Source organism: Streptomyces sp. NPDC051684 (assembly GCF_044453445.1).
Classification (GTDB): Bacteria; Actinomycetota; Actinomycetes; order Streptomycetales; family Streptomycetaceae; genus Streptomyces.
Map to the genome: position 1 here is coordinate 23,867 of NZ_JBITCS010000057.1, position 11,379 is coordinate 35,245.

Annotated in this window: 18 protein-coding genes; 2 read left to right on the forward strand and 16 right to left on the reverse strand. The window is 70.4% G+C overall.

Features of this window, described 5'->3' with window-relative positions; genetic code table 11:
• Positions 1–4 precede the first annotated feature (4 nt).
• From ACIA8D_RS38920 to ACIA8D_RS38990, 15 genes are all read right to left on the reverse strand, one after another.
• Complete coding sequence (locus tag ACIA8D_RS38920) at positions 5–169, reverse strand: hypothetical protein (protein ID WP_399239728.1); 165 nt, start codon at positions 167–169, stop codon at positions 5–7.
• Positions 166–321: a hypothetical protein gene (locus tag ACIA8D_RS38925; RefSeq protein WP_399239730.1), complete on the reverse strand. Its 156-nt coding sequence runs from the start codon at positions 319–321 to the stop codon at positions 166–168. The genes ACIA8D_RS38920 and ACIA8D_RS38925 overlap by 4 nt, the downstream gene beginning before the upstream one ends.
• On the reverse strand, positions 318–521 hold the full coding sequence (locus ACIA8D_RS38930; protein ID WP_399239732.1) for a hypothetical protein: 204 nt from the start codon (positions 519–521) through the stop codon (positions 318–320). Before ACIA8D_RS38930 ends, ACIA8D_RS38925 begins: the two co-directional genes overlap by 4 nt.
• Complete coding sequence (locus ACIA8D_RS38935) at positions 518–1,024, reverse strand: hypothetical protein (protein ID WP_399239734.1); 507 nt, start codon at positions 1,022–1,024, stop codon at positions 518–520. The genes ACIA8D_RS38930 and ACIA8D_RS38935 overlap by 4 nt, the downstream gene beginning before the upstream one ends.
• Complete coding sequence (locus tag ACIA8D_RS38940) at positions 1,021–1,377, reverse strand: hypothetical protein (RefSeq protein WP_399239736.1); 357 nt, start codon at positions 1,375–1,377, stop codon at positions 1,021–1,023. Before ACIA8D_RS38940 ends, ACIA8D_RS38935 begins: the two co-directional genes overlap by 4 nt.
• Positions 1,378–1,633: 256 nt before the next feature.
• Positions 1,634–4,093 (reverse strand): phage/plasmid primase, P4 family, encoded by a 2,460-nt coding sequence (locus ACIA8D_RS38945; protein WP_399239738.1) that lies wholly within the window; start codon positions 4,091–4,093, stop codon positions 1,634–1,636.
• A 104-nt stretch (positions 4,094–4,197) separates the two neighbouring features.
• Positions 4,198–5,025 (reverse strand): phiSA1p31-related protein, encoded by an 828-nt coding sequence (locus ACIA8D_RS38950; RefSeq protein ID WP_399239740.1) that lies wholly within the window; start codon positions 5,023–5,025, stop codon positions 4,198–4,200.
• 65 nt (positions 5,026–5,090) lie between these two features.
• A complete protein-coding gene (locus ACIA8D_RS38955) occupies positions 5,091–5,324 on the reverse strand; it encodes a hypothetical protein (protein ID WP_399239742.1) in 234 nt (77 codons plus the stop codon).
• A gap of 78 nt (positions 5,325–5,402) precedes the next feature.
• Complete coding sequence (locus ACIA8D_RS38960; RefSeq protein WP_399239744.1) at positions 5,403–5,996, reverse strand: hypothetical protein; 594 nt, start codon at positions 5,994–5,996, stop codon at positions 5,403–5,405.
• A gap of 93 nt (positions 5,997–6,089) precedes the next feature.
• Positions 6,090–6,872: a hypothetical protein gene (locus ACIA8D_RS38965; RefSeq protein WP_399239746.1), complete on the reverse strand. Its 783-nt coding sequence runs from the start codon at positions 6,870–6,872 to the stop codon at positions 6,090–6,092.
• A gap of 74 nt (positions 6,873–6,946) precedes the next feature.
• Positions 6,947–7,132, reverse strand: coding sequence for a hypothetical protein (locus ACIA8D_RS38970; protein WP_399239748.1), 186 nt, complete (start codon positions 7,130–7,132; stop codon positions 6,947–6,949).
• A gap of 76 nt (positions 7,133–7,208) precedes the next feature.
• The gene (locus ACIA8D_RS38975; RefSeq protein WP_399239750.1) at positions 7,209–7,529 is read right to left on the reverse strand and encodes a hypothetical protein; all 321 of its coding nucleotides are present in this window, start codon (positions 7,527–7,529) and stop codon (positions 7,209–7,211) included.
• A complete protein-coding gene (locus tag ACIA8D_RS38980) occupies positions 7,526–7,870 on the reverse strand; it encodes a hypothetical protein (RefSeq protein ID WP_399239752.1) in 345 nt (114 codons plus the stop codon). Before ACIA8D_RS38980 ends, ACIA8D_RS38975 begins: the two co-directional genes overlap by 4 nt.
• A 29-nt stretch (positions 7,871–7,899) precedes the next feature.
• Positions 7,900–8,268, reverse strand: coding sequence for a hypothetical protein (locus ACIA8D_RS38985; protein ID WP_399239754.1), 369 nt, complete (start codon positions 8,266–8,268; stop codon positions 7,900–7,902).
• A gap of 86 nt (positions 8,269–8,354) precedes the next feature.
• Positions 8,355–8,801, reverse strand: coding sequence for a helix-turn-helix domain-containing protein (locus ACIA8D_RS38990; RefSeq protein WP_399239756.1), 447 nt, complete (start codon positions 8,799–8,801; stop codon positions 8,355–8,357).
• Between the two features lie 315 nt (positions 8,802–9,116).
• On the opposite strand from ACIA8D_RS38990, the gene ACIA8D_RS38995 reads away from it, so the two are divergent.
• A complete protein-coding gene (locus ACIA8D_RS38995; RefSeq protein ID WP_399239758.1) occupies positions 9,117–9,539 on the forward strand; it encodes a hypothetical protein in 423 nt (140 codons plus the stop codon).
• A 178-nt stretch (positions 9,540–9,717) separates the two neighbouring features.
• On the opposite strand, the gene ACIA8D_RS39000 is transcribed toward ACIA8D_RS38995, so the two are convergent.
• Entirely contained in the window at positions 9,718–9,882 is a 165-nt protein-coding gene (locus tag ACIA8D_RS39000; protein WP_399239760.1) for a hypothetical protein, read from the reverse strand.
• 53 nt (positions 9,883–9,935) lie between these two features.
• Here ACIA8D_RS39000 and ACIA8D_RS39005 point away from each other — a divergent pair, with 53 nt between their 5' ends.
• A complete protein-coding gene (locus ACIA8D_RS39005) occupies positions 9,936–11,306 on the forward strand; it encodes a hypothetical protein (protein WP_399239762.1) in 1,371 nt (456 codons plus the stop codon).
• Positions 11,307–11,379: the final 73 nt, after the last annotated feature.

Consider the following 11,379-nt stretch of genomic DNA (forward strand, 5'->3'; position numbering starts at 1 on the left):
CGGGTTACAGGCGGTCGGTGGCGAGCGGAATGGTGGTCACGCGGATGCCGGGGTGCAGGCCCTGGCCCCACATGTCGGCGTGCTGGCCGAGGTAGCTGCGGCGGGTGCAGGCGCAGGTGCCGGCGGCGGGGGCGAAGTGCCCGCGCGGGCAGCGGGGCCGGTTCTTCACGAGGACCTCCGCTGGGTGACGGGCTTCGGGGTGATGTGCCAGCCCAGGTCACGGAGTTCGGTGACGACGAGGCGGGCGAGCAGCTCGGGTGAGGCGCCGGGGTGCTCGGCCATGACGGCGGTGAGGACGGCGCGGACGGCGTCGGGGATCACGCGGTAGCCCTCCCCTCGGCAGGGCGGTGCGGGCAGACGCCAACGCGGACGCGGACGAGCAGGCCGTACGCCTTGCTGCCCTCGGCGCGCTCGTGGACGCCGCAGTGGCACAGCCAGTCGACAACGGGGCGACCGCTGTTGAAGCCGCGGGCCTGGAGGCCGGGCTGTATGCCCTCGATGCGGGCGGGCTGCTCGCTCATGCGGCCTCGCTCTGCTGCTCGTCGCCCGCGATGCGGCGCAGCTTCTGCAGCGCTGCGACGTCGTCGGCGGTGAACTCGTCGCCGAGGGAGGCCATGCGATCGGAGGCGAGGTCGAGGGCGAACGCGAGGAACTGCCGCTCGGCGTCGGTGAGGTCGGCGGATGCGGGCAGGCCCTGGTGCTCGCGCAGCAGAGCGGCGAACTGACCGCCGGACATGGAGACGAACCAGGCTCCGGGGTCAGCCTTGCCGCGGCGCTTGTGCCAGACGACGCCGAGGCCGGCGCGGTCGTTGTCGCGCTCACGCTCGGCCTCGCCGATCCAAGCGGGGAGTTCCTGCCGGGCGCAGTTCTTGACCTCAATGACGACGCCGGGGATGCCGGCGATGTCGCCGCGGTCCTGCACACCGTTGAGGGTGCGGCGCTCGGCCTGGGTGAACCCGGCCTCGCGCAGGAAGCGGACGACCGCGGTTTCGGCGGCGGTGCCCTTGGCTTTCGATCGGCTCACAGCAGGGTCTCCTGGATCGGGCGGGGCCGACAGCGGTGGTCGGCGATGACGATGTGGGTGCAGCGGCCGGAGGCGATGTGCCATCGGTCGCGCCAGCGGATGCGGTCTCCGGTGTGCTCGCCGGAGGCGAGGCACCAGGTGAGGCGGCCGTCGAGGCGGGCGAGGATCTCGGCGGTGGGGTCGAGCGGGGTGGGGTCGGCGCGGACGTCGACGGCGGCGACGCGGTCTGGGGTGCGGGCGGTGATCGTGTCGGCGCCGCAGCGCGGGCACGGACCATGCAGGGCGGTCTCGGCGCGGGCGTCGATCTTGGCCTGCAGCCGTTCGGCGAACGTCGCCTTGGCGCGGGCGGTCACGGCGGCGGCCCGAAGGGGTGCGAAGGGGTTGCGAAGGGATCGGTGAAGGGGTGCGCGAAGGGGTTGACCTGCGGTGCGTAGGGGTCGAAGGGGTTTCGTGGTGCTCGCCTTGCATACGGCGACCCGTTCTGTTCCTTCTCCTTATGTGCGCGGGGGAGGAAAAACCCCTTCGACCCCTTCGACTTGCAGGTCAAAGCCTTCGCAGACCCCTTCGCAAACCCCTTCGCAACCCCTTCGCATCCCTTCGCAGCGGCGTTCATCGGGCACTGCCGAGGCGGGCGAGCGCGAGGCCGACGGTGACGGAGCGGCGGGTGCGGCTGTCCTTCGACTGCTCGTAGCCGCTCTCGGCCAGTCGCATCGCGAACGCCTTCAGCGTCAGGGGGCGTTGGACGCCGGCCTGCTCGGCCCACTTCTTGTAGCTGGCGTACAGCTCGCTGTTCTCGGTGACGGCGGCGAGGACGTCGTCGGTCTCCTCGTCGAACCACATGGCGAGCGGGTTGGACTGGGCGATGTGCTCGCGGGTCTTGGCGGTGACCGACTCGGGGACGGCGAGGCCGTGCTGCTGCCAGTCGAGGCAGCCTCGGATGATCCAGTTGAGGACTCCGGGCGCCTCGCGGGCGAGGATCTGCTCGTCGAGTCCCTTGACCCGCTTGGCCGGGGGAACGATGACGTCCCAGCCGATGTCGTGGAGGCGGCGGGCCATGCTGTGGCTGCCGGACACGTCGGGCAGGTGGTTGGTCGCGAGGTGAATCTTGCCGACGGGGCGGAAGTCGAAGAACTCGGCGTTCAGGAACCGCGCGCTGACGACGTCCTCGCCGGTGAGCCGCTTGACCAGCTCCTCGTCGAGGGCTTTGCCGCGGCCCTCGGCGTTGCGGCCGGTCTCGCTCGTCGACAGCAGGCGCTTGCCGACCATGCGGGCGATGTCGTTGGGGATGCCGCCGTCGTTGCGCTTGGCCATGAGGGTGGTGCCGGGTACGGCTTGGGCGTAGTCGCCGAGGATGCCCATGAGGATGCGCATGAAGACGCCCTTGCCGTTCTGGCCCTCGCCGTGGTGAATGAACATGACCTGCTCGCCGGTGCTGCCGGTGGCGGTGTAGCCCGTGACGCGGGCGAGGTAGGCGCGGCGTTCCTCGTCGGGCATGACGCTGGCGAGGAACTCGTCGAACATGGGGCAGGTGGCGGTCGGGTCGTAGGCGATGGCGGCCTGCTGCATGAGGTAGAGGTCGCGGTCGTGGGCGCGGAGTTCGCCGGTGGTGAGGTCGACGATGCCGTTGGCGACGTTGAGGAGCAGCTCGGGCCGGTCGAACGCGTCCATCGTCGAGTGCACGGCGGGGTACGCCTGGAGGACCTCGCGGGCGGCGGCGATCTTCGGGCGCATGCGCTGCTTGCGGGCCCACACGAGGAACTGGGCGCGCTGGCTGGGCTTGTCCTTCTTCGGATCGCCGGACGGGTCGGGCTGCGGGTCGTCGTCGTACTGCTCGGCTTCGTCCTCGAGGCGGTTGATGGTGTCGACGGCGCGCGTCCATACCCCGGTGTTGGCGGCCTTCAGGGACCAGCGGCCGGCGCTGTAGTACGCCCACCGTTCGATGTCGGCGAGCCACCGGACCTCGCTGCCGTAGCGGTCGATGATGCGCTCGGCGTTGCCGAGGTCGTCCCAGTCGCGGGCGGGCATCGGCGAGGGCAGGGCGACGGGCTGCTCGGTGGGCGCGGTCCAGGCCGTGGCCGCAGATGCAGGCGTGGGGCTGAACGTCTGCTGTGGGAGCAGCAGGGTGTTGCGGTCGCGGCGGACGGGCGGCCATGGGGTGCGCGGGTTGGCGATCCCGGCGGTGAGCCCGGAGTTGATGGTGGGCAGGGCCCGGCCCTCGGGGTGGTTGCCGGCGCGGGCCGCGGCGAGCAGAAGGTGGCGGGCTTCGGCTTCGGCGATGGCTCCGGCGCCGACGAGGGTGCCGATGTTGAAAGCGCTGGTGTTGATCTGGTTGTTCTGGTCGCCCTCGGCGGCGGCCGCGATGGCGTTGCACTCGGCCTGTACGGCGCTGCGTGTGTACGCGTCGAGCTGGTCGACGTTCACGGCGAGCGGCGCGGGCGGTGCTGCCGGGGCCGGGGTGGGGGTGGTGTGGGTCTTGGTGGTGAGCGCGGTGATCAGCCAGCCCGGGGCGGTGACCGGTGGCTGGTCGGGGTTGTCCAGCTCGTAGATGACGCCGGTGGCGTGGACGGAGCCGGGGCCGATGACGTACGCGTTGCCCGCGCGGACGTCGCCGTTGAACTGGCCGCGCAGCGCGCCGAGCCGGTTGCCGAGTCGGAGGTTGGCGGGCGCCCAGTAGTAGTCGTGATGGCCCTTGGCGGTGTGCACGCGCATGGTCGGCGTGTGCTGGCGGCCGAGGCGGGCGGCGGTTTCCTCGAGGGCGCCGGGCTCGTCGGAGTCGACGACGAGCAGCTGCATCCCGTCGGGTCCGGCCGTGGCGCCGACGTAGATGCCGACGTTGCGGAGCTGGTTGCCGAACAGGGCGCGGGCTTGCTGCTCGTCGCGGGCGTGCGTGCGGGTGAAGGCGACGGCGGGGTGCTTGCCACGTTGGGTGCAGGTGGCGGGGTCGTGGCCGTCGCCGATGCCGGCGCATTGGTCGAGCCCAGGATGGTCCACGGGGAACACGGCGAAGCCGTGGTGGATGAGCCACATGGCGCCGTCGATGGGCGTGGCGCGGACCGTGGTGGTGCTCAAGGTGCGGGCTCCTCAAGGCGAGGCGAACGGTGGCGTGTTGGGCGGTGGGGGTGTCCGCCGCCGGGCGGGGCGTGGGAGGGTCCCGGCGGCGGACGGGCAGCAGGTCAGGCCTGCGCGATGAGCGGGCCGTACTGCCAGACGAGGCGGTCGAGCGGGTGCGGGTCGTCGACCAGGTCGCCGACGACCATGAGCGGTGTGCCGTCGGGCATGTCGTCGCCGGAGTACGTCCAGGGGTCGCCGTCGCGGTCTTCCCACGTGAGCGTCAGGTCGTAGGTGCGCTCGTCGACGGTGAACTTGGGGGCGGTCGCGGCGATCCAGTCGGAGGCCACGTCACTGCGGGTGAGACCGTGCCGAACCGGCATGTGCAGGCCGGCGAACTCGCCGACCTCGTCGAGGAACACGAACGGCTTGCCCTCTTCGTTCTGCCAGGCGACGAGCTTGGGGGTGGCGTGCTGCCAGCGTGCGAGGAACTTGGTGGTGAAGCCGGTGGTGGCCACGGCCTTGGGCTTGGCGGTGAGCGCGTCGTGCAGGATCTTTCGCCAGTTGGGGAACTTCTCGTAGTCGCTGGGGTCGTACTCGGCAGAGAAGCTGCCTTGTCCGGAGGTGGTGAAGATCAGTTCCTTCTTGCCGTCGACCGGCACGAGCGGCAGCGTCACGCCGATGGTGCTGACCAAGTCGGCCACGGAGTCGAGCCAGGCGGTGAGCGCGGGCACGAGACGACCGGGGATGACGCCGGAGTGGTCTCCGGTGTTGACGATCCCGCGGCGGGCAACGGCGATGGTGAACCGGTCGGTGGCGACGGCGTACAGCCAGCCGTCGCGCGCTTCGAGGTGGATGGACGAGATCACGGGGATGTAGTTCTCGGGGTCGTCCATGTGCGGCGTGACCTGCTGCAGCATGTGGCGCAGCGTCGACGAGCTGATCTCAATCACGGTGTCTCCGTGGGATGCTGGTTGGATCCCCGCCCGATGACCCCGGGCGGGGCTTTTCGTTGGGGTCAGGCGGTGCTGCTGGCGATGGACTGCAGGCGGCCGATGCCGCCGCGCTCGGCGACCAGCTCGAGGGCTGCGGCGTAGGCGGGCCAGCCCTGCGCCAGACGGGCGGCGTTGGCGTAGTCGGCCTGTTCCCACGCGCGGAGCAGCGCGGTGGTGAACGAACCGGCGGGGTAGCCGCCGTGCCCGGTGTGGAACAGGACGTGGTTCGCGATGGTGCTGGTGATCTCGGCGGCCATGGGGCCCTCCGTTCTGGTGTTGGTCCGGCCGCCGCCGCGCGGAGTCGTCGCGGCGGCGGCCGGCGCACGGGGCGGGGACTAGAACGGGGGCTCGGACTGCGGCTGCTGCTGCGCGGGGATCTGCGCGGCGAGCGCGGCGGTGGCCGGGTTCTGCTGCGCGGCGGCGTACTGCTGCGGGGTGAGGCCCGGGGGCGGGGTGGTGATCTCGCCGGTGGTCGGGTTCACGCCGGGCGGCACCTCGGCGGCGGCCGGCGCGGGAGCAGCGGGCGCCGGGGCAGCAGCGGGGGCGGGCGCCTGGTTGAACGTCGGCCGGTGCGCGTGCACCCACTGCTCGGCCCGCTTGTCGTCGACACCCTCCTGGAACGGGAGCAGCGCCCACGCCTGGAACCCGGACTGGGTGGGGATCTGACCGATGCGGCCGAGGGTCAGGCCGCCGCCGACGGACAGCCGGTTGACGAGCGCCGGGTGGCTGACGATGACGCGCTCCTGCAGCTCCTGCCCGCCGTCGTCGAGGTCGACGAGGTCGACGACGGCGTTGTCCATGTCCTTCTTGCGCAGGTCGTCGTACCGCTGGGTGATCTCGTGGACGGCGGTGACGAGGATGAGGTGCCCGTTGGCGTCGGCGGGCTTGAAGAAGCCGCCGCTGCTGGTGGGCTGGTTGAACATCGACATGTGGTGCTCCTTGGTGGGTTGTCCCTGGTGGCCGTTGGCCGTTCGGGGTTGTCCGGTGTGGCCCCGCCCCGGACGGGGCGGGGAGTCTGTGGGCTACGTGCTGCCGGGGCAGCCGGTGGCCAGGTCGTTGCTGCCGCGCTGGTACCAGTCGCAGAAGAAGCACTTGGCGTCCGGGCTGGTGGGGAAGGCGGCCCATTCGGCGGGGTTGGCCTCGGGGTCGGTGGCGAGCAGCTGCTGGCGGATCGCCTGCAGGCGGGCGATGGCGGCGAGCGCGACGTCGCGCCGGTACTCGTCGACCCACACGTAGGGCTCGAGGCGGTACTGCCGGGGCAGGAAGACGATGGCGACGCGCTTCGGGGTCTCGCCCGCGTTCTGCATGCCGAGGCCGTAGAGGTTGGCCTGGATGCGGTACTGGTCGCCGGGGCCGTGCCGCCGGTACTTGGCGAGCGAGTCGGGGCTGACGCACTTCCAGTCGTAGACCGTGCCGGTGAGTCGGTCGTAGAGGTCGGCCGAGCCCGCGATCGTGGCGTCCTCGGTGGGGCCCTGGTGCACGGTGACGCGCTGCTCGACGAGGTAGCGCTCGCCCTTGGGGTCGCGGGCCTCGAACAGTTCGGCGAGCCACGTGTGGAGGGCGGTGCCCTGAACGGATGCCCAGGGTTCGCGGTTGGCGCCGGGCGCCTTGGGCCAGTCCATGGACTTGTACGCGAGGGCGCGGGCGCAGGGGTTGCCGACCTCGGACGGGCCGATGCGGCGCTGCCGGGACCGGGGCGCGTTGTTCGCCGTGTCGATGATGAGCTGGCGGATTTGCCGGGCGATGACGTCGCCGGGCGTGGGCTCGGCGACGGGCTTGCCGTGGGTGGCGGGCTGGGCGAACATCGCGCTCCTTCCTGCTGGTTGGTGGGGGTGGCCGGGCCCGCTCGGGGGGGGGCAGGCCCGGCCGGTCGAGGCCGCTACGGTTCGCGGCGGTCGGGCGGGGAGTTGAGGCCGAGGGCGTCGAGGAGCAGCCGCAGGTCGTCACGGCTGCGCGCGTGACGCAGCACGTAGCGGGAGGCGGCGACGCGCTCCTCGGGCGGGACCGCCACGCGGGCGGCGGTGCCGAGCTCGGTGGCCATGAGGTTCGGTCGGACGTCCTTCACCGCTCGCCCCCTTTCACGACGGCGATGGCGCCGACGACGTAGAGGGCGAGCGCGGCGAGGGTGATGGACAGCGCGATCACGAGGCGCCGCCCGTCTGCTGCCGCTGTCCGGCGAGCAGGGCGCGGAGCTTTCGCACCTGCGGCGATACGTCGAGGGCGACGGCGGCCGCGGGGGTGAGCGCGTAGGCGATGGGGTCCTCGTCGACGGGACGGGACTCCGTGCGCTCGGCCTCCAACTCGGCGAGGCGCTCACGCATCGCGGCGAACTCGGCGGCGTGCTCGGGCGAGTTGAGGAGTCCGGCGGAGTCGAGGGCGAGCGCGATGCCGGCGGCGAGTCGGCCCTGCTGCTGCGCGGCGAAGATGACCCCGGACGCTGCGTTGATGGCGCGGCAGTTCACTCGTCGGCCTCCTCGTCGAACTTGGAAGCGACCTCAAGCGGGGTCACGACGTAGCCGGAGCACACGACGTCCTCGCCGATGCACAGTTCCTCGGCGGCCATCTCGGATCCGTCGTCCGGGACCCAGCCGAGGACAGTGCCGACGCCGACCTCGCGGCGCAGCACGGTCTCGCAGTGCTCGCGGGCGGTCTCGCGGGTGGCGTAGTGGCCGAGCGTGATGCCGGAGTCTGAGTGCTCAGCGCGGTAGACCGTGGTCTGCGCGGTGATCTCCTCGGCACGGAACGCCTCGATCAGGAAGGTGGCCTTCTCGGACCGGTCCGGCGAGTGCGGGCCGCCAGCCATGAGGGCGGCGTAAAGAGCAGCGCGGGCGCTCACGCGGTCACCGCCGCGGAGGCCGGTGCCGGCCGCTCGTCGCCCAGCACGTACACCTGGACACGCGCGCCGTCGACCGCCGCCTCGAACTCGAGGTGCTGGCGCCGCGGCTCACAGACACCCAGCTCAATCGAGGTGGGGTGCACGTTGAGCGCCACCCGCCACATCTCGAGGTGGTGCCACTCCTGCGCCTGCACGGTGACAAGGCCGCGGTAAACGACCGAGAACGTGATGTGCGCGGCGGGCAACTGCGGGTGCAGCTCGATGATGCGGTCGAGCGCGGCGAGCGCCTGACGCTGGTCGGCCAGCACCCTCGGCTCCGGCTGGTTCGCCAGGTCCGGAGGGGCGGAAGTAGTCTGTGTGGTCACGGTGACCTCTCTCTGGTTGGGGTTGCCGGTCGTGGTCGCTCGGGCCTGCCAGCAGCGAGCGGCCATCGGCGTTTGTGGGGCCTGTGTCAGGCCGCGGGGGCGACGGCCGCCTGCTCGCCGTTGCGGCGCAGGTCCTCGGCCGTGAACGTGATCCGCCCGCCATCGCGGTGGTGCCACAGCTCGCGGCGGTAGCACTTCTCCTTGAGCACTCGGGCGCTGGTGTACGGCAGCAGCTGCAGGTCGATGACCTGCTGCGGCGTCCAGCGACGCAGCTGCTCGGTCTGCTCCTTGGCCCGGTCGTCCGTCGTGTCCTTGGTGGGCACGTCGTCGTCTCCTTGGTGGGTGATGGCGTCGGTGTCGACGCCGAGGGCGAGGGCGACCGCGCGGAGACGTTCCGGGTCGGGGCGCTGTATGTGACCGGTTTCCAGCCGCGACAGGTAGCTGCGGTGGATGCCGGTCTGCGCCTCAAGCGCACGAAGGCTCAGTTCACACTCAGTTCTGCGTGCCCGGATGCGGGTTCCGTTCGGTCTCACATGCAGAATCTAAGGCTGTTCTGAGGGTGTAGTCAAGGTGTTCTGAGGTTGGATGCCTCAGACCTGAGGGTGGGGCGAGGGTGTGAGGGTGGGGTCAAAGCGCATATGCGGGGCGCATGATGCAACCGTGGGGCGTAGATGAATGCACCTAACGCGCAGGTCAAAGGCTCAGAAGCGCTGTCCACGGGGCTCAGTTGTGAGGCATGATGGGGAACCATGGACCGTGATTGGAAGCGACTCGGCAGGACTCTGAAGTCAGACCGCGAGTCCCAAGGCCTCACACAGCCGGACGTCGTCGACGCCCTGGAGGTGGGTTTGTCCACGATCCAGTCCATCGAGCGCGGCCATGAGTTCGGCAAGCCGACGCGCACGATCCGCGCCTACGCGAAGCTGCTCAACTGGGCTGACGGATCGATCGAGCAGGTGCTGTCCGGTGGCAACCCGAGCCATGAGGTCCACGGGGCGGCCGCTCTCAACGTGCAGGCATCGATGGATGCCGACCTGGACGACAAGCGCCTGCCGTTGCGGATCGTGCACGAGCTGTCGGACGACGGCACCCTGCTCGACACCGCCGTACTGAAGATCGGCGACAAGGGGCGCGCGATCGTCGTGGTGAAGGGCGAGCCAGGCGTATCGGCCGAGGAGCTGGTGGAGGAACTTCGGGCATGGGACCGGTCCCGAGCGCGCCTGGAGTCCGGCGACGACACCGACCCGCCCGCGGCCGCTAACGGCTCATAGCAGCTCTCGGGTCCCATACGTACAAACGGATCACAACTGACCCGAAAGTGTGGAACCATGACCACACGCTGACCAGGGGGCCACCAGTCGGACAGGGGTGGTACTGGTGTGTGTTCAGTTCTGTGTGCGTCTGATCTCTGTGGTGGGCATGCCCCGCAGGACCCAGGTCTTCATCGACCTAGAGCGCACTCCCGATCACCTCGAAGTGCTCACGGACGCGAGTCTGTTCAGGCGTAATGGACTCACGGCCGACGGCACGCAGGCCGTTGACGAAGCCTTGGCGGCGGTTCACCCCCGCCTGAATCTGCGCACCGCGCGAACGTGCGCCGAGCATGCCGGCCATGCGGCAGCGGTCTGAAGTCGTCAGTCACAGCGGGGAGTTCGAGGGACGGAACCGTGGCATACGCCGAGAAGCGCTACAAGATCCGCAACGGCAAGCCCACCAAGCAGTTCACGTGGCGGGCCAAGTACCGCAAGCCCGACGGCACGGAGGGAAGCGAGCCCGGATTCCCCACGAAGAAGATCGCGGAGGACTGGGGAGACGAGCAGGAACGGAAGATCAAGGAAGGCACCTGGATCGACCCGGACCGGTACCGGTCGCCGTTCGGGAAGTTCGCCCGCAAATACATGGCCGAGCGGCCGAAGCGCGGCCGCACCGTGGGCACGCGGTGGGATCTGCTCGAGGCCCACATCCTGCCCAAGTGGGAGCACGCGCCGCTGATCAGTCTGAACTGGTTCGACGTTGACTCGTGGCAGATGACGCTGCCGTGCGACGACGTGACCAAGGGGCACTGCGTCTCCCTGATGTCGACGATCCTCACGGGTGCGGTCGATGCCCGGTGGCTGCCGGTCAACCCGATCCAGGGGCGCCGGCGCACCAAGGCCGTGGCGACCACGCCCGCCGTGGCGCCGGCCGGGAGCGACGAGGAGAAGGTGTTCACGCCCGAGTCGGTGCTGCAGGTCGCCGAGCGGCTCGGCCCGGCCAAGGGGCTGCACGTCATTACGACCGCGTGGACGGGCATCAACTGGGGTGAGGGGCTCGGGCTGCAGCGGGCGAACTGCCTGCGCGTGCGAAGCCAACCGTGGGGCAATGCGACGTGGCAGTGCTTCGTGCTGCGCGTCGTCCAGGAGGTGGCCGAGTACGAGGAGCGCGACGAGAGCGGCCGGAAGCTGGGGACGGTCCAGAGGATCGAGCCGACCAAGAACGCGTTCCGTACCCGCGATCTCGACCTGCCGCCGTTCCTGGCCCGGCTCTGGTTCTACCACCTGGCGGACTGGCCGTTCGACTGGATGCTGTGCACGCCGACCGGGAAGTGGTGGCGGCGCTCGAACTGGCTGAAGCAGCTGCGGCCCGCGGCCGATGGGCGCGAGGAGCGGAAGAAGCGGCAGGGCGTGGCGTACCGCGAGGAGTGGCCGCCGCTCGCTCCGGGCATGACGATGCGCGCGCTGCGCCACACCCACGACTCGTGGCAGGACCAGATCGGGGTGCGGGCGGCGCTGAGCTTCGAGCAGGCCGGCCACAAGCGGCCGGGCATCAAGGGTGTGTATCAGCACCCGACGCCGGACATGCGCCAGCACCGGCTCGACGAGATGGAGGACCTGTTCTGGACGGCGATGCGCAACCTCGGATGGACCTCACTGTGGGGCCGGGTGAGTCTCGTGAAACCGCCCGCCGGGGATGATCTCCCGAATCTCTCCCAAACGATCTCCATGGAGGATTACCGCCGTGATCGGCGCGGGTACCGCAGCAGGTCAGAGGCCATGTGATCTTGGGTTTCGGGGGTTTGGTAAGCCAGTCTCCTAAAGCGGGTGTCGCAGGTTCGAATCCTGCCGGGGGCAC

Bases quoted from the DNA above. Each gene is read 5' to 3' on its own strand.
- ACIA8D_RS38930 (WP_399239732.1), bottom strand. From the start codon at position 521: ATGAGCGAGCAGCCCGCCCGCATCGAGGGCATACAGCCCGGCCTCCAG.
- ACIA8D_RS38955 (WP_399239742.1), bottom strand. From the start codon at position 5,324: ATGGCCGCCGAGATCACCAGCACCATCGCGAACCACGTCCTGTTCCAC.
- ACIA8D_RS38960 (WP_399239744.1), bottom strand. From the start codon at position 5,996: ATGTCGATGTTCAACCAGCCCACCAGCAGCGGCGGCTTCTTCAAGCCC.
- ACIA8D_RS38965 (WP_399239746.1), bottom strand. From the start codon at position 6,872: ATGTTCGCCCAGCCCGCCACCCACGGCAAGCCCGTCGCCGAGCCCACG.
- ACIA8D_RS38980 (WP_399239752.1), bottom strand. From the start codon at position 7,870: ATGGCTGGCGGCCCGCACTCGCCGGACCGGTCCGAGAAGGCCACCTTC.
- ACIA8D_RS39000 (WP_399239760.1), bottom strand. From the start codon at position 9,882: ATGGCCGGCATGCTCGGCGCACGTTCGCGCGGTGCGCAGATTCAGGCG.